The sequence below is a fragment of the Marinilactibacillus piezotolerans genome (genome assembly GCF_900169305.1).
Taxonomy (GTDB): domain Bacteria; phylum Bacillota; class Bacilli; order Lactobacillales; family Carnobacteriaceae_A; genus Marinilactibacillus; species Marinilactibacillus piezotolerans_A.
The window spans coordinates 369227-387621 of the sequence record NZ_FWDP01000004.1 but is presented as its reverse complement, the minus strand read 5'-3'; the positions used below and the strand labels follow the sequence as shown (position 1 = coordinate 387621).

The 18395-nt window shown below is 37.4% G+C and carries 19 protein-coding genes, 6 tRNA genes and 1 other RNA gene; 7 read left to right on the top strand and 19 right to left on the bottom strand.

Features of this window, described 5'->3' with window-relative positions:
• Window positions 1-75 precede the first annotated feature (75 nt).
• The gene (trhA, locus tag B6F02_RS05850; protein ID WP_080146430.1) at window positions 76-732 is read left to right on the top strand and encodes a PAQR family membrane homeostasis protein TrhA; all 657 of its coding nucleotides are present in this window, start codon (window positions 76-78) and stop codon (window positions 730-732) included.
• Between the two features lie 38 nt (window positions 733-770).
• On the opposite strand, the gene B6F02_RS05845 is transcribed toward trhA, so the two are convergent.
• The 4 genes from B6F02_RS05845 to B6F02_RS05830 form a co-directional block, all read right to left on the bottom strand.
• Window positions 771-1259, bottom strand: coding sequence for a dihydrofolate reductase (locus tag B6F02_RS05845; RefSeq protein WP_080146429.1), 489 nt, complete (start codon window positions 1257-1259; stop codon window positions 771-773).
• A 68-nt stretch (window positions 1260-1327) separates the two neighbouring features.
• Entirely contained in the window at window positions 1328-1765 is a 438-nt protein-coding gene (locus tag B6F02_RS05840; RefSeq protein ID WP_080146428.1) for a GNAT family N-acetyltransferase, read from the bottom strand.
• Between the two features lie 22 nt (window positions 1766-1787).
• Entirely contained in the window at window positions 1788-2735 is a 948-nt protein-coding gene (locus B6F02_RS05835; protein ID WP_080146427.1) for a thymidylate synthase, read from the bottom strand.
• Between the two features lie 13 nt (window positions 2736-2748).
• A complete protein-coding gene (locus tag B6F02_RS05830) occupies window positions 2749-4635 on the bottom strand; it encodes an ABC-F family ATP-binding cassette domain-containing protein (RefSeq protein WP_080146426.1) in 1887 nt (628 codons plus the stop codon).
• Window positions 4636-4832: 197 nt separating this feature from the next.
• On the opposite strand from B6F02_RS05830, the gene B6F02_RS05825 reads away from it, so the two are divergent.
• The gene (locus B6F02_RS05825; RefSeq protein WP_080146425.1) at window positions 4833-5051 is read left to right on the top strand and encodes a cold-shock protein; all 219 of its coding nucleotides are present in this window, start codon (window positions 4833-4835) and stop codon (window positions 5049-5051) included.
• Window positions 5052-5098: 47 nt separating this feature from the next.
• On the opposite strand, the gene B6F02_RS05820 is transcribed toward B6F02_RS05825, so the two are convergent.
• Entirely contained in the window at window positions 5099-5527 is a 429-nt protein-coding gene (locus B6F02_RS05820; protein ID WP_080146424.1) for an EbsA family protein, read from the bottom strand.
• A 44-nt stretch (window positions 5528-5571) separates the two neighbouring features.
• Between B6F02_RS05820 and B6F02_RS05815 the strand changes: the two genes are divergently transcribed.
• On the top strand, window positions 5572-5976 hold the full coding sequence (locus tag B6F02_RS05815) for a ribonuclease HI family protein (RefSeq protein WP_080146423.1): 405 nt from the start codon (window positions 5572-5574) through the stop codon (window positions 5974-5976).
• Between the two features lie 55 nt (window positions 5977-6031).
• On the opposite strand, the gene B6F02_RS05810 is transcribed toward B6F02_RS05815, so the two are convergent.
• Entirely contained in the window at window positions 6032-7357 is a 1326-nt protein-coding gene (locus B6F02_RS05810; protein ID WP_080146422.1) for a hemolysin family protein, read from the bottom strand.
• A 235-nt stretch (window positions 7358-7592) separates the two neighbouring features.
• Here B6F02_RS05810 and B6F02_RS05805 point away from each other — a divergent pair, with 235 nt between their 5' ends.
• Entirely contained in the window at window positions 7593-8435 is an 843-nt protein-coding gene (locus tag B6F02_RS05805; RefSeq protein ID WP_256864655.1) for a DUF368 domain-containing protein, read from the top strand.
• 23 nt (window positions 8436-8458) lie between these two features.
• On the opposite strand, the gene B6F02_RS05800 is transcribed toward B6F02_RS05805, so the two are convergent.
• The 6 genes from B6F02_RS05800 to B6F02_RS05770 all read right to left on the bottom strand — a co-directional run bounded on the left by B6F02_RS05800 (window position 8459) and on the right by B6F02_RS05770 (window position 13311).
• Window positions 8459-9205, bottom strand: a complete 747-nt coding sequence (locus B6F02_RS05800; protein ID WP_080146420.1) for a YwaF family protein — start codon at window positions 9203-9205, stop codon at window positions 8459-8461.
• Window positions 9206-9502: 297 nt separating this feature from the next.
• Entirely contained in the window at window positions 9503-10024 is a 522-nt protein-coding gene (locus B6F02_RS05795; RefSeq protein WP_080146419.1) for a GNAT family N-acetyltransferase, read from the bottom strand.
• A gap of 110 nt (window positions 10025-10134) precedes the next feature.
• The gene (locus tag B6F02_RS05790; protein WP_080146418.1) at window positions 10135-11262 is read right to left on the bottom strand and encodes a THUMP domain-containing class I SAM-dependent RNA methyltransferase; all 1128 of its coding nucleotides are present in this window, start codon (window positions 11260-11262) and stop codon (window positions 10135-10137) included.
• Between the two features lie 648 nt (window positions 11263-11910).
• Window positions 11911-12286, bottom strand: an RNA gene (gene rnpB / locus B6F02_RS05780) — RNase P RNA component class B.
• Window positions 12287-12321: 35 nt separating this feature from the next.
• Window positions 12322-12636, bottom strand: coding sequence for a cell division regulator GpsB (gene gpsB / locus B6F02_RS05775; protein WP_080146416.1), 315 nt, complete (start codon window positions 12634-12636; stop codon window positions 12322-12324).
• Between the two features lie 117 nt (window positions 12637-12753).
• Window positions 12754-13311, bottom strand: coding sequence for a DUF1273 domain-containing protein (locus B6F02_RS05770; RefSeq protein ID WP_080146415.1), 558 nt, complete (start codon window positions 13309-13311; stop codon window positions 12754-12756).
• 81 nt (window positions 13312-13392) lie between these two features.
• Here B6F02_RS05770 and recU point away from each other — a divergent pair, with 81 nt between their 5' ends.
• Together recU and B6F02_RS05760 are read left to right on the top strand one after the other, a co-directional pair.
• Window positions 13393-14025, top strand: a complete 633-nt coding sequence (gene recU / locus B6F02_RS05765) for a Holliday junction resolvase RecU (protein ID WP_080146414.1) — start codon at window positions 13393-13395, stop codon at window positions 14023-14025.
• A gap of 141 nt (window positions 14026-14166) precedes the next feature.
• The gene (locus B6F02_RS05760; RefSeq protein ID WP_080146413.1) at window positions 14167-16821 is read left to right on the top strand and encodes a transglycosylase domain-containing protein; all 2655 of its coding nucleotides are present in this window, start codon (window positions 14167-14169) and stop codon (window positions 16819-16821) included.
• Between the two features lie 58 nt (window positions 16822-16879).
• Here B6F02_RS05760 and B6F02_RS05755 read toward each other — a convergent pair whose 3' ends face one another.
• The gene (locus tag B6F02_RS05755) at window positions 16880-17062 is read right to left on the bottom strand and encodes a hypothetical protein (RefSeq protein WP_080146412.1); all 183 of its coding nucleotides are present in this window, start codon (window positions 17060-17062) and stop codon (window positions 16880-16882) included.
• Between the two features lie 185 nt (window positions 17063-17247).
• On the opposite strand from B6F02_RS05755, the gene B6F02_RS05750 reads away from it, so the two are divergent.
• A complete protein-coding gene (locus B6F02_RS05750; protein ID WP_080146411.1) occupies window positions 17248-17556 on the top strand; it encodes an ssDNA-binding protein in 309 nt (102 codons plus the stop codon).
• 53 nt (window positions 17557-17609) lie between these two features.
• Here the strand turns inward: B6F02_RS05750 and B6F02_RS05745 are convergent.
• The 6 genes from B6F02_RS05745 to B6F02_RS05720 form a co-directional block, all read right to left on the bottom strand.
• Window positions 17610-17682, bottom strand: a tRNA-Gln gene (locus B6F02_RS05745).
• A 15-nt stretch (window positions 17683-17697) separates the two neighbouring features.
• Window positions 17698-17770: transfer RNA gene (locus tag B6F02_RS05740), tRNA-His, on the bottom strand.
• A 19-nt stretch (window positions 17771-17789) separates the two neighbouring features.
• Window positions 17790-17862 (bottom strand) — tRNA-Phe (locus B6F02_RS05735).
• Window positions 17863-17865: 3 nt separating this feature from the next.
• Window positions 17866-17937 (bottom strand) — tRNA-Glu (locus B6F02_RS05730).
• Window positions 17938-18169: 232 nt separating this feature from the next.
• A tRNA-Ser gene (locus tag B6F02_RS05725) sits at window positions 18170-18258 on the bottom strand.
• 5 nt (window positions 18259-18263) lie between these two features.
• Window positions 18264-18336 (bottom strand) — tRNA-Asn (locus tag B6F02_RS05720).
• Window positions 18337-18395 lie beyond the last annotated feature (59 nt).

Genomic DNA, 18395 nt, shown 5'->3' with positions numbered 1-18395 from the left:
TGAGTATATTCAAAAATCAGTATACCAAACTATCGCCATGACGTACAGAAGCAAGGCTGTATTAGGAGGGGTATTATGCAAGAAAAGTCATCAGGTAAACTCTTTTCGAGAGGATATCTAATCTGGAATGAAGTCTTAAATGCTATTACACATGGATTAGGGTTCATTTTAAGTGCAGTAGGGTTAGTTTTTCTAGTGAGAAAAGGACTTGAATTAGGTGGAGTCGTTGAAGTAACCTCTTATGTGGTATACGGTATTTCACTGATGCTGCTTTATTTATGTTCAACACTGTATCATAGTCTAACCTTTACGAGAGCTAAGCAAGTATTCAGAGTTTTGGATCACTGCAGTATCTTCGTTTTGATCGCCGGCACGTATACTCCTTATACTTTGATTACCATATCAGGTACTTTAGGGGTCATCTTAACGACCATCATTTGGTCCATTGCTGTGTTGGGTGTCATTTACAAAACAGTCTGGTTCAAGAAATTTCAGGGACTTTCTTTATGGTTATATATCATTATGGGTTGGATCTCTTTATTTTTCTTGAATTACCTGTATCAAGGTTTAGGAACAGAGGGATTCATCTGGTTAGTAGCAGGCGGCTTGTCATTCACTGTTGGCGCCCTTTTCTACCGTATGAAGCACGTTAGATTTATGCATGTTGTATGGCACTTATTTGTCTTAGGCGGTACAGTGTGTATGTTTTTCTCAATTTATTTATATACCTAAAAGTAGAAAAAAGATCAAGCTAATGCTTGATCTTTTTTCTACTTTCTTTTGTAAATTTGAAAAGTATGGCGATGGCTATTTTGATCATCAAGGATGCCTTCTTTTTCTTCAACTAAATCGAACTCCTGATAATTAATCGAAGTCATAAAAGTATCTCCTGAAAACTGATCATGAATTTTTGTCTTGTACAGCATATCCACATCTGAGACAAACAATTCAAAAATGTCAGATCCTCCGATGATATGCAGCGGTTTATCTGTGCGTTCAGCATACTCTAGTACTTCTTCCTTCGTATGCATGACTAAAACATGGTCAATTTCAAGATCAGTTTGTCTCGTCAAAACGACATTTTCTCGCTTCTTCAATGGAGGATTAGGAATAGACTCAAACGTTTTTCTCCCCATTAGCACATTCCCTGTCAGGGTAACCTCTTTGAAAAATTTCATATCATTGGGTAAGTTCCAAGGAAGACTTCCCCCTTTGCCGATTAAACCATTTTCATCTTCGGCCCATACAAATGTTATCAATCCAACTTCCCCTTTCGTTGTCAAATGCAACTACCCGGAAACCAACTGCTTGCACTTGACAACTACCTTTATATTTCCTTACTGAAGAATATAAGTCTTTCAATCTGCTTCATTCCATTTGCTTTGTAAAAGTATTCTGCGTCGATACCTTTATCCGTCAATAATGATAAATTGCTTATATTTCTCTCTTCTAGCAGAACAGTCAGATATTTAAATAGTTCTTTTCCAATTCCCTTCCCTTGTTCAGCTTTTGAGACAAACATCTCTTGAATGAAAAACTCGTCCCCGCTCCACCAATGTTTATGATTGCCGATCACTACAGCAACCGGTTGATTATTTTTAAGAGCTTCAACACCGATAAATCCGGGAGTATTAAAAATATCTTTTAAATAAAGTGCGGCTTTTTCTTTTGTCCATTGATCATTCCAAGGCGGCTGATTGAAAACACTCATAAAAAGCTGCACATAAGATGCATATCTTTCTGAAGTTATTTGTCTAGTTTCCATGTCGTACCTCTTTAACTTTTTTTTAAACAGCTATTGGTGCTTTAATGCCTTTATGAGGTTTGTATCCAGTAACTTTTATATCATCAATTTCAAAATCGAAGATACTTTTTTTGTCTTTGTTCAATTCCAACGTCGGAAATGGAAGAGGTTCTCTAGACAGCTGTTCTTTTATTTGATCCATATGATTTAAATATAGATGAGCATCTCCCAAAGTATGCACAAACTCTCCAACTTCCAGTCCTGTTTCATAGGCAACCAAATGTGTTAATAAAGCGTAGCTGGCAATATTGAAAGGCACTCCTAAAAAGACGTCCCCGCTTCTTTGATAAAGTTGACAGCTTAACTTTCCATCTTGAACATAAAACTGAAATAAAGTATGACACGGCGGCAAAGCCATATCGGGAACTTCTTCTGGGTTCCAGGCTGATACAATATGTCTTCTCGAGTTCGGGTTGTGTTTGATAGACTCAATGACATTCTGGATCTGGTCGATTGTTTCACCATTTGTTGTCGGCCAAGTCCGCCACTGCGCACCATATACATTTCCTAGTGTTCCATGTTTTTTTGAAAAATCATCATCTTCTAAAACTCTTTGATTAAATAATTGCTTTTCTTTTTGATAAACCTCGTTAAACGTCTCATCTTCTTGCGATCTCAACCCGAAATTTGTCATATCCGGTCCTGTGTAATCTTCTGATTGAACATATCGTTCAAATGCCCATTCATCCCAAATATGATTGTTATGTTCAAGTAAATACTTGATATTAGTATCTCCTTTTAAAAACCAGAGAAGCTCGCTTTTAATCAGTTTAAAATAAACTCTTTTAGTTGTTAAAAGCGGAAATCCTTTTTGAAGATCAAACCTCATTTGATGTCCAAAAATCGATTTAGTACCAGTCCCTGTGCGATCATCTCGTGTGCTTCCTTCGTCTAAAATCTTCTGTGCTAAATCAAGATAGGCCTGTTCCATTTTCGTGCTCCTTTTATGCATATTCACTTAGATATTCCCAACGTTCCATTTTTTCTTCAAGCTGACTTTCAACTTGTTTTTGACGGTCATTCAGTTGTCCGATTATTTCATAATCACTGCCGGCATTTGCCATTTCTTCTTGGATATTTTCTAGTTCCATCTCTAATTGGGTGATTTCATCTTCGATTACTGCCCATTCTTTTTGTTCCATGTAGGTCAGCTTAACTTTTTCTTTTTTGACTGGTTCTTCAAGTTTTGCTGGAGCAGGTTCGATCGTTTCCTTACCCGCTGATTTCTCATTTGCTTCAGCGGCAGCCAAGTATTCCGTCATCTTTCCATAATACTCTTGTATTTTCCCGTTTCCTTGAAAGATCAATAATTTAGTCGTGATCTTGTCTAAAAAGTACCGGTCGTGAGATACGGCAATGACAGCGCCGGAAAAGTGCTGGATATATTCTTCGAGGACCGTCAGCGTTTGAATGTCCAAGTCATTAGTAGGCTCATCCAGTAATAAAACATTCGGCTGCTGCATCAATAGCTGCAGCAAATATAATCTTCTTTTTTCTCCACCAGAAAGTTTCCCTATGATTGTACCGTGAGTAGAACGGTCAAACAAAAACTGTTCCAGCAGCTGCGATACGCTGGCAGTTGATCCATCTGCCATCCGTACTTCTTCTGCAATTTCCTGCAGATAAGAAATAACCCGTTTGCTTTCATCCATGGATTCATTTAATTGAGTGTAATAAGCAATTTTCACCGTTTCTCCTACATCGATCATTCCACTTTGCAAGGGCAGTCTGCCTGCCAGTATATTAAGGAATGTGGTCTTGCCTGACCCGTTTTCTCCTGTGATCCCGATACGATCCTGTTGCTGGATCAGCAGATTGAACTGATCGAGAATGACTTGATCATCTCTATAATAGGTTGCATCTTCTAATTCGAGAACCTTTTTGCCCAAGCGGCTACCTGTTAGATTCAATTCCAGAGAACTTTTCGGATCATAGGTTGAAACATTCTCTTTCAGATCATTGAACCGATCGATCCGTGCCTGCTGTTTCGTACCTCTGGCTTTAACACCAGCTCTCATCCAAGAAAGCTCTTGCTTATAAAGTTGTTTCTGTTTATGTGATTTTTGAGCTTCTGTTTCTTCTCGTTCCGCTTTTAATCGGACATATTCTTGATAATTGCCTGTATATCTCTCTAATCTTCCATGTGTTAACTCAACGATATGGTTCACGACATTATCCAGGAAATACCGGTCATGCGTTACTAACAGCAATGCTCCTTTATATGACAGCAAAAAGTTTTCAAGCCATTTGATCATTTCAAAATCCAAATGGTTGGTCGGCTCATCAAGAATCAAAAGATCTGGTTCCTGAATCAATACTTGTGCCAAGGCAACTCGTTTTTGCTGACCTCCAGAAAGCGCTCCTGCTTTAACCTGCATATCAGTTATTCCTAACCGATTTAAAATTGTTTTTGCATAGGTGCTTGCATTCCAGGCATTTTCACTATTCATTTTCTGCTCAGCACTAGAAAAGTTTTTCTGAGCTTTAGTATCCATTGGATCAATTGTCAACTGCTGCAGTGCCGCTTCATATTCGCGTACGGTCTGCATTAGTGCATTTTCACCGTCAAAAACAGTGTCTAAGACTGATTTGTCAGCATCTAATTCACTTTTTTGTTCTAGATAACTGATTCTGTAATCGTTAGGTTGGATGATTTCCCCAGTATCCGGTCCGAACTCTTTCGTCAGGACTTTCAGAAAGCTGGATTTTCCTGTACCATTTACCCCAATCAAGCCGACGCGTTGACCTTCAGATATAGAGAAAGAGACTGATTTGAATAACTGTTTCATTCCATATGAATGAGTCAAATTTTCTACTTTTAATTCTTTCATCTAGACCCACCCCTCTTTTTATAGTACCTCCATTCTATCATATCTTGATTTGAATAGGAGAGGTTTCAGTCAGAAATGTTGGGTTGCTGTATCTCTTCCAACTTGTGTCAGGCTATGATTGCACTTATTAAGAATTTTCTTTATACTGACGGTAAGCGTATTAGTATTTGACCTTATCACTCTTTAGGAGGATGTTTATGACTTCAGGTAAAGTAAAATGGTTTAGTAATCAAAAGGGATATGGTTTCATTAAATATAATGATCAAGAGGAGATCTTCGTTCATTTCACTGGAATTGATAAAGAAGGATTTAAAAGCTTATCAGAAGGTCAACTTGTGGAATTTTCAATTGTCGAAGGCAACCGCGGCCCTCAAGCTACAAAAGTACGCGTTTTAGAATCATCAGATCAAAACTAAATGCAGAAAAGGATCAGACAATTGTCTGATCCTTTTCTTAAAAGTGATTAAGTTTCCTGCAAGATTATAGGTAGTTGAAAATTCTCTTCAAATTTTTCAACGAATAGTTTCTGATTGTTCTTTGTAAGATGAAATAAATAAGTTGATTGGTCTGAAAGCAGTAAAGAGACTTGGTTCGATTCATTTGAAATACTTACAGAAATTATTTGTTTTAAAGGAATTTCTTCTTTTTTCACTCCTGCAAGATATTGCAAGTACAAATTTTCTCTGTAAATCGTCACAAAGGTTGCTTTTCTAATAAGATACAACAAAATCAATCCAATAAATACAAACAGTACAGTCCCCCAGTTCAGTCTTTCAAGTGTAGTGGTAAAGACAATAGCTATGCAAAAAGAAATAAATACGCTGCTGTAGTACATAGATTGATAGGCCGGTTCTAAATTTAATCTAATTTTGGAACTTGATTTTATATTCATATGCTATCTTACTCCTAAAATAAAATAATCGAAAAGGTGAAATAATGTTTAAAGTATACACCGATGCAGCTGCAAATGGCAATCCCGGGTCAGCTGGAATAGGAATCATTCTCTCAGGAACTCAAAAATATGAGCAGTTATCTATCCCGCTTTCCGGAAAATGGGATAATCACAGTGCAGAATGGGAAGCTATGAGACTAGCAGCCAAGTGGCTGAATGAAAATCTCGATGAGTCATCTATTCTCTTACTTTATACAGATAGTCAAATTGTTGCTAAGTCCCTTGAAAAACAATATGTAAAAAACGATATTTTTAAACCTTATCTGGATGAGTGTCTCACTTTACTAACAAAATTTGCTTTCTGGGAAGTTAAGTGGATCCCAGAAAAGCAAAATAGAGGTGCTGATAATCTGGCTAAACAGGCTCTTCAAAAGGCTATAAAGAAGTGACAAATTTAAAATGAAGTGAAAAAGAAAATAGAGAGAGATGATTCTGATTTTCTCTCTATTTTTCATCTGTTAATTTAATAATGACGGCTTGTTCTAAATGCTCTTCCCGCATTAAAATATTTTTTAATTGAATTTGATAAGTTTCTAAAGTAATCAAGTTGTTGTCATTCAAATTCTGTTTAATAGCCTCCTGCATGAAAAAGTCACTTAGTGTATCGTATTGATCTTCCGGCAAAGAAATCCCAAGTTGATGATTTATCTTATTTAAAGACGTATCTCCCGACACGTGCCAAGAGTCCTGGTTCAAAAACTTAATATCGGTAGAATCTTTTTTTATAAGAATATCATCATTGAATTCTCCCACAATTTGTTCCAGCAAATCATTCATCGTTACAATACCGCTTGTACCGCCAAATTCATCAATGACTACAGTAAATCGGTCTTTTGTCTGTTTCATATTTCGGAACAAAACATCTGCTTTAACAGACTCCAGTACATAAGGTACAGGACGAATAACCTCTTTTCTCAAGAAGGGAATACTTTTGTCAGTTACTCGGAAGTAATCTTTAGTATAAAGAATCCCTACTATATTATCCGGAGATTCTTTACAGACTGGGTAGATCGAATGCCTCCCTTCAAGAATCGTTTCTTCCCACTCTTTTGAACTGTCCTCTAACCATAGGAACACCACAGCTGTTCGATGGGTCATAATCTTTTCTACGGATATATCATCGAATTCAAATATGTTTTGAATCATATTTCCTTCATCCGGCAATATCTGTCCTGTCTGAGAACCTATATCTAACATATAGCGAATTTCTTCTTCAGGATCCGAGTCCTCATTTACATTCGGATTAACGCCGAACAGTCGCAACAACCCGCTCGTAGATGCAGAAAATAGCCGTACCACTGGTGTAAAGACTTTAGAAATGACATACACAAGTCCAGACAATAATAATGCAATTTTTTCAGGATTTTTTAAAGCCAGCTGTTTCGGCACCAATTCACCTAAGACCACTGTAAAGTAGGTTAGAAGTAATGTAATGACGACTAAAGAAAGAATATTTAACACCGCTTCAGGAATCCCTATTCCAATTGCAGACAGCAGTGTAACTAAGCGATTGGAAAAGCTTTCCGTCGCGACCGCACTACTTAGTAAATTAACCAGGGTGATCCCTATTTGGATCGTGGCTAAAAAGTCAGAAGAATTCTCAGTTAGTTTTTTCAAACGGCTCGCTCGTACATTTCCTTCTTGTGCCATTCGATCCAGTTTATTATCGTTGATCGTTATGACTGCTATCTCAGCACTTGCAAAAATAGCATTTAGTAAAATAAAAATCAGTTGAAACATAAAAAGCCATATTAGTGACAAATCTGACAAGGAAATAAACCTCCATCTATTTATAAAATAAAAAACGATCTCTTTTTATTATAATACAGATAGGAAGCTACCTTCACAAGATATGCTTAATTTTATTTTCAGCTGATAACCCTTTCTTGTTTTTACACTTTTTTCTTCCTGTTAAGGTGATTAAGCTTTATTTAAATAAAAGGGATACTGATTGATTCTCTTGAGACTCTAGTCTATTATAATGAGAGAAATGGAGGTTCTAAAATTGAATAACAAAGTGATTAAATGGATCATTGATTTTATAAAAGGTATGTTTATCGGATCTGGTGCTATTTTACCTGGTGTAAGTGGTGGTGCTTTAGCAGCCGTATTCGGAATTTATGAAGATCTCATTCAATTCATCTCAAATATAAGAGAAGATTTCATCAAAAAAGTCATACACTTTTTACCTGTTGGTTTCGGCGCTCTTTTTGGAATCATCATACTTGCTTACCCAATCGAAGCACTGTTGGCTAGTCATCCTGTACATATTCTGCTATTCTTCATGGGCTGTATCTTCGGAACAGTACCTTTGCTTTACAAAAAAGCAGGTATTCACGGAAGAGAGACTATGCATATTGTATTATTGACTGCTACTGCAATTGTGTCATTCATTCTGCTGGTTACAGCAAATATTTACCTGAATCTTAATGTTCCGCAAAATACGTTTACTTGGCTGATGTCTGGAGTTATTTTCGCATCAGGATTCATCGTTCCCGGGTTAAGTCCTTCCAATTTCCTGATCTATATGAATCTGTACGAGCCGCTGACAGGTGCAATCAGCAGATTAGATTTTTCTGTCTTGATCCCCGTTTCTATTGGAGCGATTTTCTGTGTCATTGCCTTTTCTAAATTGGTCAACCACTTGATGAATCGTTACTATAGCATTATTTTCCACTTTATTGTCGGAATCGTTATTGCTTCTACAGTTATTATCTTTCCGTCAGCTGATCAATTCAGCGGATTGAGTGTTTTAGATATAGGCTTTGCAGTCGTTTTAGGCGTTATCGGACTTTTCTTAGGATTGGGAATGAGCCGTTTAGAATCTAAATATAAACCTGAAGATTAATCATAAAACCGAGGAAGATCCATTTACTGGATTTTTCTCGGTTTTGTTTCTGATTCGCTCAACTGATTTATAAGTAATGGTCTAGTCGCCAGGTCCAATCGTTTTTGTACGACTGAATAGCCGGCTTCTCCTACTGAGAATAACAGATAAGCAAAGACAATGACGCCAGGAATATAGATGAAATCAGGCGTTGAAGCAAAGATCGGTTTATCTACTAAATAGAAGTAATTGCCATCGACTAATATGTTTACGCAGTAGGCTGAACCTAAAAACAGTAAGAACCAACGGAAAGCCATATTTTTATCTTTTGGAGTGATTCGTGCATCATATGCGATCATTGCATAAAACGGCAACAGCAATGTTACAGTATGGTTTACAAAGAAACTGACACCTAATGGATGGAAGAAACTCTGGATTTGACTTGGATATATAAAGCTGATCCATGCATAAAGACTGAAGTAAAATAAAATTTTTATCAGCTTTTCATTCTTGTTGAAGAGATAGATAATCCCAAGGATCGTACTAATTCGGCTGATGTGCATTGGAAGAGATTCAGAAATGTCGAATTCTGTAAGGAAAAAATAGGAACTATATAAGAGTATCTGCTGCAGTAAACTCACAAATAAAATCCACTTAGTCACTCTTTCTCTATTTTGTTTTATGGAATGTCTAAAATAAAATAATAAGAGTCCAAAAAGGCTTAATCCTAAAACAAACAGAATATGATCTCCGCTAAATAAAGTGACGTATTCGTTATAACCTACCATCATTTTTTACACCCTCCTATTTTGACTCGCTTCTCGCTGCAGATCAGGCCAAATGCTTTCTTTTATTTAGGTATCACTAGTGATTACAACCGAAGTATAACATAAGAAAAGGTGTTCTCATTAGGATTAACAACTGTAAATACAGGTTTGATAGAGTCTTTACAGCTCTTTAACGATATACACTGTTTGAATAAATTATGCTTAACATAAAGGGTTATAATATACACTAATTTTACACCTGATTTTCTATAAAGAAAAACGTTTCGGACCTGAATCAGCCCGAAACGTTTGAGTAGGATATTAGTATTTATTACTTTTTTCATAGTCTGCTTTCAAAATGCCCATTGCATAGCCAGTGTGATAGTTCCCTTTAATCATGTACTGCTGTTCTTTTCTGCCTTCAATCTTGAACCCGACTTTTTCATAAATATGTATGGCTTTTTCATTATAATCCACAACATCTAACGTTACTTTGTTCAGGTTTAAATGGTAGAATGCATACTTCACAACTTCATGCACAATATGTTCAGCATATCCCTTTCCTTGATGGTCAGCATCTATCATGATGCCGAAAACTGCCGTCCGGTGACGCAGACTGATTCTAAACAAACTGGTATAACCTATTTTTTGGTCATCTGAATAAGCAATAAATTGTCTTATAGTATCATCTTTTTGACTATCATCATAGAATTTTGTTAATTTCTCTTTAGTCATATAAGGTTCTCCGAACCAGAATTCCATTATGTCCGGATCCTTACGCATTTTAAGCATAAAGTCCAGATCTTCTTTTTCTACTGGTAATAGATAAATTTGTTTTGTCATTGTTTGCCTCCCGCTTTCTGTTCTCTTTCAATCAACCAATCAGTACACTATCTTGACGTCATAAACATTATTAAAATAAAAGAAAGACTGCCAGAACAGCCTTTCTTTTTTTACTTTCTTTTACCCCAATATTGGAAGTAATCTGTTCTTAAATATCCATTATATAATTTCCGTTTCTTCGTAGCTTTTTCGCCGTAATGTTTTTCAAAGTCCAGGTCACTGGTAATAATATATTTGCTCCAAGTATCCAGCGGCTTAAACGCTTTTCCCATATCACGATAGATTTGAGCAGCTGCTTCTTCATCGCCCAGACGTTCCCCGTAAGGCGGGTTGGCTACGATTATCCCGAATTCTTTATCCGTTTTAAAATCAGCTACTTGCATTTGCTTGAATTCAATACTGTGTGAAAGGCCTGCTTCCATGGCATTTTCCTTAGCAATTTCGATCATGTTATGATCGATATCGGTACCTAAAATGTCCAGTTCTGCATCATAATCAGCTTGATCATCTGCTTCTTGACGAACGGCTGCCCACATATCTTTAGGCATCCAGTCCCATCCTTCACATAAAAATGAACGATTAAAGCCTGGAGCGATATTGTGACCAATTAGGGCTGCCTCTATGGCAATCGTTCCTGATCCGCAGACCGGATCTACAAATGGACGATCTTTGCGCCATGTCGTCAACATAACTAAGGCAGCAGCCATATTTTCTTTTAAAGGTGCTGCCCCTTTTCTATCAACTCTATAACCGCGTTTGAATAAGCTGGGGCCAGTTGTATCAATTGTCAGTAAGACTTTGTCTTTCAAAATAGCTACTTCAATCGGATATTTTGCTCCTGATTCTGGCAGCATACCTCTTCTATGGTAGACTTCTTTCAATTTATCCGCAATCGCTTTGTTGACGATCCTTTGGACATCTGGAACACTATACAGTGTGGATTTGTGCGATTTTCCTGATACTGGAAAAGCAGCATCAAGCGGCAACAGCTGGTCCCATGGTAAAGCTTTCGTTTTCTCAAACAGATCATCAAAGGTTTTAGCTTCGAATTCTCCAACAATAATCTTTACACGATCTGCGGTTCTCAGCCATAGATTTGTTTTGGCAATATCTTCTATTTCTCCTTCAAATCGAACCCGACCGTTTTCGACCTGAGTTGCATATCCCAGCGATTTCAGTTCTTTTCCGACTAAAGCTTCTAAGCCGCTGGCAGCAGTCGCTAATAATTTATAGCTCATATCAACCGTCCTTTCTTTCTCTTCTTCTGTACTTTTTGGAACCTGGTGTTAAATCATCGTACCAATCAATATTGCGATGCCAACCAGATAAATATAGGGCGAACATTTCGAAATCCAGTTATTTGAAAGCATTGACTTCAATTGCTTGGCTCTTTTGATTACAATAAGCCTAAACGCCACTTCAATCAATTCTATTAATAGTAGAAATATACCAACTATTCGAATTAGTTGATAATCAAATACCAACCAAACACTAACTAAAGTATAACCAAATAGCAATAGAAACTGAAATAAAATTATTCTGGTAAATAGTTTCTTTTTCTGTTTCAACTGATTACCTAAGATTGAATTTAGAACTGCAGCTGTAACCTTCTGTTCGTTTTTCGTATCCTGCTTAGGTCTTGATAGGATAATGATCAAATAGATTCCAATCACAGACCCAATCAGGACCATCAAAACTGTTATAAGTTCCTTCATCAGACCATTCATTCCTTCTACTTTTATTTCTTACTTTTTCTTTTCTTGAAACTTTTTTTAATTATGGGCAAAAATAAATCCTCCCTACTCGGGAGGATCAGACCTGAATTCAAATATGTTTATTTAGCAACTATCTATTCAGATAGTTGCTAAATAAACAAATGTGCAAACTACTATAAGCCATGTTCTGTCTAGAGAAAGCGATCAGGCCGCTTTCTCAGAGATAATCATCTGTCTGCAATTTTCATTGCCTCTTCTCTCTGTTCATTTCCAGGAGAAAAGTGCCCCTACCATATGTTTGGGTTGCTCACTCGAGGGGTTTACCGCGTTCCACCAGCAGCGTTTCCACTGCTGCTTCGTCACTGTGGCACTTTCAAGAATACTCAAGCATAGCTGTTGCCTTAGCTCTTTTTTCTGCCGTCATCTGTTTCAGAGAAACAGAGCCGCAGCTTATGATTTCGCTGCGCACGAACACTACAAACATCTCAGTTTGTGTGAGCATGGACTTTCCTCACATTGTTTTAACAATGCGCGATTATCCGTAGTTTGCACATAAATTATTATACGTATATCGGTGAGAAATTACTCACCATCTAATTTAGAACCAAAAACGTGTCTTTCCAAATTAGACAATCTTTTTAAGATATCAAAATTTGTAACAGACGATCCATTCTGATTTTGTCCTTGAGGTTTCGCTGACGCCTGTTTAGAAAGCTCGTCCAGCTTATTCATTAAACGATCATTTTCAGCTTTCAACTGATCGATTTCATTTTGGAAAGACTCATAATCTCGAATGACAACATCAAGATATTCATCAACTTCTACTTGATTATAGCCTCGGACATTTTTTTTAAAGTCTTTTTCTACAATTTCTTTTTGAGTAAGTTCTCTGTTCATTCTTTTGCACCCCTGATCTCTTCAATTACTTGAATTTACATAATGTATAACTGAATCAAAAGCTATATAAATGGTATCTTCTTATTGATTGTACCAAATTCTGACGATAATTAAAAGCTAGCTTTCAAATTGATTTTCTTCATATTCTGTAACAAAGGTCTGCATCTCGTCAAAGGTGATCATTTCCACTTCATAATCTCGATCGGCAAGTGAGGAATTGATTTCTTCCAAAAGAAATTTCGGTTTCCCTTCATACTCAGTATCATAAAACAGCAAGCAGCCGTCACTGTGGTCAATAAGAAATTTCTGGTTCCCTTTTAGTTGTCCCGGATTGCTGTATGGCTGACTTGAAGTATAGTTACTATAGTCTGCGCCATTTATAACCCGGTCAAGAATTTCTCTGTTGCCTTCATTCCAGTTTTCGCCATATCCAGCATATGGTAATAGCACGCCAAGCTTTACCGTATCATAGATTTCTCTTAACTCAAGCAGCACTTCTCCTGCCCAGAGCTCTGTACCCAACTGTGCACTGATCAGAATCCATTCAACACCTGATTCTATATACTCAGAAAGTCTTTTTTTCAAATATTTTCTTATATACGGCAATTTAGGATCTTTTTCATTAAATATATTCAATTCATAGGAACGATAACCGCTGACATATAAATTTTTTATAAAACGTCACACCTTTCTTTCCAAACCGGTCATTTGTTTGGTATTATACTAGTTGATTATTGCCGAAGGAGTGTGAAATCATTGAGTATCAAATATCCCAACGGGCAGATTTATCATAATAATGGTGACAAAACGGCGTCAAAATTGCAAGGGAAAACAAAAAAAAGATCTCATGCGAATCGTGGTATGACACTTGAGAATGATCTGAATGTGACAAATGAACAATATTTGATTTCCGGTAAGGCAGTCATTCACAAAAAACCGATTCCTATCCAAATTGTTAATGTGAACTACCCTAGAAGAAGCGCTGCTAAGATCACAGAAGCCTATTACCAGAAAGCCTCAACGACGGATTACAATGGCGTTTATAATGGCTACTATCTAGATTTTGAAGCAAAGGAAACAAAAAATAAAACATCCTTTCCTTTAAAGAATTTTCATGAACATCAAATCAAACATATGGCTGCTTGTACAAAACAAAACGGTATCTGCTTTATCATTGTCCGGTTCAGCAGTTTGAATAGAGTGTTCGTACTTCCTTTCAGTGTACTAGAATTTTGGTGGAACCAGCAAAAAGAGCCAAATGGTAAAAAGTCTATTACATTATCTGCTATTATTAAAGAAGGTATTGAAGTTCCATACGGGTATTCTCCTAGGTTGCCCTATTTAACAGCCGTTGATACCTTAATAACTCAAACAAATCTTAAGAATTGATTTGTATACTGACGGAAACCATTCATTATAGAATACACCTTTAAATAAACTTGACCTCATGAATGGTTTGCTGTACTCTTTTCTATCAAGTTAACTGAATGATAATATTTATAGGATGATTCAACCATAAAGGAGAACGATATGTCAGATCAAAACATGTCTCGAGTTAAAAACAAACAAAATAATCAAAATAAAAACAAGAAAAAAACTAAAAAGAACAAGAAAAAGAAACCCTCATGGTTCAAGCGGATTTTCTTAACTTTGATTGGTCTTTTTCTTTTTGCAATAGTGTGCGGCGGCGGCTTGTTCGCCTATTATGCCTCTAGTGCACCTGAGTTGACAGAGGATGATTTGCTTGGCAGCTTTTCTTCTGAATTGCTGGATGCTGAAGGCAATGTTTTCTATACGCTTGGCGGGGAGACCCGGGATTATGCTCAAGCAGACGAATATCCTCAGGTGATGAAAGATGCGATGACAGCTATTGAAGATCAGAATTTTTATGATCACTTTGGGATCGATCCTGTTGGAATAGGACGAGCAGCATTTGGATATATTTCAAATCTTGGGGAAATCTCAGGCGGAGGCAGTACAATTACACAGCAATTAGTAAAACTATCTGTTTTCTCTACTACTCGTGCTGATCAGACCTTGGAACGAAAGGCTCAAGAAGCTTGGCTTGCTATCCAGTTAGAGCAGCGATTATCCAAAGAACAAATCCTAACGTTGTACATGAATAAAATTCATATGGCAAAAGATGTTTATGGTATCGCTACTGCATCAGAGGCTTATTATGGAAAACCAGTGAGTGAATTAAGCTTGAACGAAGCAGCTTTATTCGCAGGTATGGCACAAGCACCTAATCGATATGATCCCTATACGAATCCGGAAGCTGCCGAAGAGCGTCGAAATATTGTACTGAATGTCATGCGAGACAACGGCGATATTACTGCTGAAGAAGCAGAAACAGCGAAAAATATTCCAATCCAAGAAGGCTTGGTTGAATATTCAGTCGCAGATGAAAACGGGCAAGTAATCGACAGCTATTTAGTAGAAGTGCTGGCAGAAGTTGAAGAAAAAACAGGTTTAGACCCTTACACTGCCGGATTAACGATTCAAACCAATATGGACATGGAAGCACAGCAAATCGCTTATGATGTTGTGAATAGTGAAGACTATGTAAACTTCCCTGACGATGAGCTGCAGACGGCCGTTTCCTTAATTGATGTAAATACAGGTCAAATAAAAGCAATGGTCGGCGGTCGTAAACAAGATGGGCAGTTACTAAAGAACCGTGCTACTAATAATGATCGTCAAACCGGTTCAACAGTCAAACCGTTAACCACTTATGGTCCGGCAATAGAATTTGAACAGTTCTCCACTTATCATCAAGTGGTCGATGAAGAATGGACTTACCCTGATGGAACGCCTTTACGGAATTATGATGGCAGATATCTTGGTCAAATTAGTATGCGCCAAGCACTTGTTGATTCAAGAAATGTACCAACAGCAAGAATTTTTAATGAAGAATTAGAAACAACTCAAGTCAGCGAGTTTTTAACTAATATAGGTATTGATCCAACAACCTTATCGCCAACGGAAACGATTCTTCCTTACAATGCAATTAGTGGTTATGTTAGTCCTTTACAAGTAGCCGCCTCTTATTCTGCTTTTGCAAATGGCGGAAACTACACAGAACCATATACAGTTTCTAAAGTTACAACGCAAGATGGACAAGAAATCGATATGATTCCTGAAACAAATCAGGCAATGTCTGATTATACTGCTTATATGATCACAGACATGCTGAAAGATGTAGCAGATAATTATAATAGCGTTGTGGGAATCCCCGGGGTTCCGCAAGCTGGTAAAACAGGTACTACAAATTATTCTGAAGAACAACATCAAGAATACAATATTCCTTCTAACGGTGTTCCAGATTCTTGGTATGTGGGATATACATCTAATTACTCACTGTCTGTCTGGTCCGGTTATGACAATAGAAACGAAAACTGGTTATCTAATGAAAATGGCACTAGACAGCTGCCGCGTCAAATTTATCAGGCAGTAATGAGCAGAGTTTCAGAAGGCCTTGAAAATACCGACTGGACGAAGCCCTCTTCTGTCTCTGAAGTCAGTGTAGAAGAAGGATCAAGTCCTGCACAACTTCCAGGACCAAATACACCAAGCGAAGATATTGTGACTGAGTTATTTGTTACCGGAACTGAACCAAATGAAGTCTCTACTGCTTTCGGTGAAGAATTAACAGCCCCCACTGGACTATCTGCAGAATATAATGCCGATACAAATGAAGTTTCAATATCTTGGGATGCTTATAGTTTGGCAAATCCTGAAGAAGAAATTGCTTATCTATTGAGCATAAATGGTCAACAATTTACAACGACTGAAACAAATTATACAGTTACAGATCCAGAACCAGGAACACTCGGATTCTCTCTAGCCGTTCAAGCTTACGGAAATACTGGACCTGGAGCTACTGCTACTATCGATATTCCAGAACCAGAACAAGATACAACTGAAGAAGATCAATCATCTGAAGAGTCTGACCAGCCAGCAGATGAGCAAGATAACAACGATGAAAATAATGACAACAATGACAACGAAGAAGAAACTTCCGATCAACCTGCAGAAGATAACACAGAGGGTTCAACTGGAGAAGATGAAGATACTCCTGAAAGTAATGAGGAGTCTGAAGATGACTCTTCCGAGGAAGATCAGAATTCAGATCAGCAAAATCAGCCTGATCAGCCAGATGACTCTGAAAACGACTCTGAATAATATCACTCAAAAAACGCGCAGCCTTTTTTAAAGGCATGCGCGTTTTTTATTGGCTTCATCACTCTTTTGGATCTTTGAACAGTCCTTTACCTCTCAGACCAAGAATCGCTAAAAACAAAGACCATAATCCACAAAGTATTCCAATAATACCGATAATTGGATCGATAAAAAATGCATATCCGCCAAATATCAGTAATAAAACAGAAATCAACAATAACATAATACTTTTCTTTTTACTCATATACCCTCTAACTCTCTATAATAATATAGCTTTTATCATGCCTAATATTAAAGGAACTTTACTGTTATATCAACTTTGTTTAAGCAAATAATAACTATTGACAAATACGAACATACGTTTATAATTAACATATAAACGTATGTTCGCTATTCGTTGTTTTACATAAATTGAAAGGAATGAAGACTATGGAAGTCGTCATTGTAGAAGGAATCATTACTTCTGAGGAAATAAAAGTTTTAAAAACTGATAATGGAATACCACTCTGTCGTTTCACTCTTAACACTAACGGAAAGAATATTAATTGCCTTATATCTGGTAAGAAGGCATACTCTTTTTTATATGAGGCAGAGAAAGATACTATCTTATCCATCACTGGAAAAATCAACCATAAAGACCAACTGGTTGTCATCCGATATATTGTGCTTAAGAAGCCTACTTATTTTGGAAAGATTTTCAACTATAAAGGACATCCTCTTCCTTTTGCCAAAACCTGATGCCACACAAAAAAGCCATGAGGTATCATCAAGATACTTCATGGCTTTCAAAACTGGGCTACTAGGATTCGAACCTAGGGAATGACGGGATCAAAACCCGCTGCCTTACCGCTTGGCTATAGCCCAATAACTCAACACAAAGGCGACTGATGGGGATCGAACCCACGAATGCCGGGACCACAACCCGGTGCGTTAACCACTTCGCCACAACCGCCGTTTTATTAAATTTACCATGGCGCAGGACAGAGTCGAACTGCCGACACACGGAGCTTCAATCCGTTGCTCTACCAACTGAGCTACTGCGCCAGATGACCCCTACGGGATTCGAACCCGTGTTACCGCCGTGAAAGGGCGGTGTCTTAACCGCTTGACCAAGGGGCCAGATCAAATCTTTACTGGTTGCCAACTTGGCTGGTCGGTTACAGCAACAAAAAATATATTACAGGATATTGTCTTCTCTGTCAATTGTTTTTACAAAAAAACTTAAACAAGGGTTTTCTGCAAAGACGTTGAAAGTTTGATTATTCTCAAAAATTAAGCAAAAAGTCTTATAAGCATTGTTATATCAATGTTTATAAGACTTTTTCATGAATCTCTTCTTTTTAAATCCAAAAGGAGAATAAGGGATTCGAACCCTTGATACGGTTTAACCCGTATACACGCTTTCCAAGCGTGCTCCTTAAGCCACTCGGACAATTCTCCAGAAGCTCCGCAAGCAGGGCTCGAACCTGCGACAACGCGATTAACAGTCGCGCGCTCTACCAACTGAGCTATTGCGGAATAAAATATTTAGAACTCTAATAGTATATCGCGGAATGGTTATATTGTCAATCTGTTTT

Bases quoted from the DNA above. Each gene is read 5' to 3' on its own strand.
- trhA (WP_080146430.1), top strand. From the start codon at position 76: ATGCAAGAAAAGTCATCAGGTAAACTCTTTTCGAGAGGATATCTAATC.
- B6F02_RS05840 (WP_080146428.1), bottom strand. From the start codon at position 1,765: ATGGAAACTAGACAAATAACTTCAGAAAGATATGCATCTTATGTGCAG.
- B6F02_RS05835 (WP_080146427.1), bottom strand. From the start codon at position 2,735: ATGGAACAGGCCTATCTTGATTTAGCACAGAAGATTTTAGACGAAGGA.
- B6F02_RS05830 (WP_080146426.1), bottom strand. From the start codon at position 4,635: ATGAAAGAATTAAAAGTAGAAAATTTGACTCATTCATATGGAATGAAA.
- B6F02_RS05825 (WP_080146425.1), top strand. From the start codon at position 4,833: ATGACTTCAGGTAAAGTAAAATGGTTTAGTAATCAAAAGGGATATGGT.
- B6F02_RS05820 (WP_080146424.1), bottom strand. From the start codon at position 5,527: ATGAATATAAAATCAAGTTCCAAAATTAGATTAAATTTAGAACCGGCC.
- B6F02_RS05815 (WP_080146423.1), top strand. From the start codon at position 5,572: ATGTTTAAAGTATACACCGATGCAGCTGCAAATGGCAATCCCGGGTCA.
- B6F02_RS05800 (WP_080146420.1), bottom strand. From the start codon at position 9,205: ATGATGGTAGGTTATAACGAATACGTCACTTTATTTAGCGGAGATCAT.
- B6F02_RS05795 (WP_080146419.1), bottom strand. From the start codon at position 10,024: ATGACAAAACAAATTTATCTATTACCAGTAGAAAAAGAAGATCTGGAC.
- B6F02_RS05790 (WP_080146418.1), bottom strand. From the start codon at position 11,262: ATGAGCTATAAATTATTAGCGACTGCTGCCAGCGGCTTAGAAGCTTTA.
- gpsB (WP_080146416.1), bottom strand. From the start codon at position 12,636: ATGAACAGAGAACTTACTCAAAAAGAAATTGTAGAAAAAGACTTTAAA.
- B6F02_RS05760 (WP_080146413.1), top strand. From the start codon at position 14,167: ATGTCAGATCAAAACATGTCTCGAGTTAAAAACAAACAAAATAATCAA.
- B6F02_RS05755 (WP_080146412.1), bottom strand. From the start codon at position 17,062: ATGAGTAAAAAGAAAAGTATTATGTTATTGTTGATTTCTGTTTTATTA.
- B6F02_RS05750 (WP_080146411.1), top strand. From the start codon at position 17,248: ATGGAAGTCGTCATTGTAGAAGGAATCATTACTTCTGAGGAAATAAAA.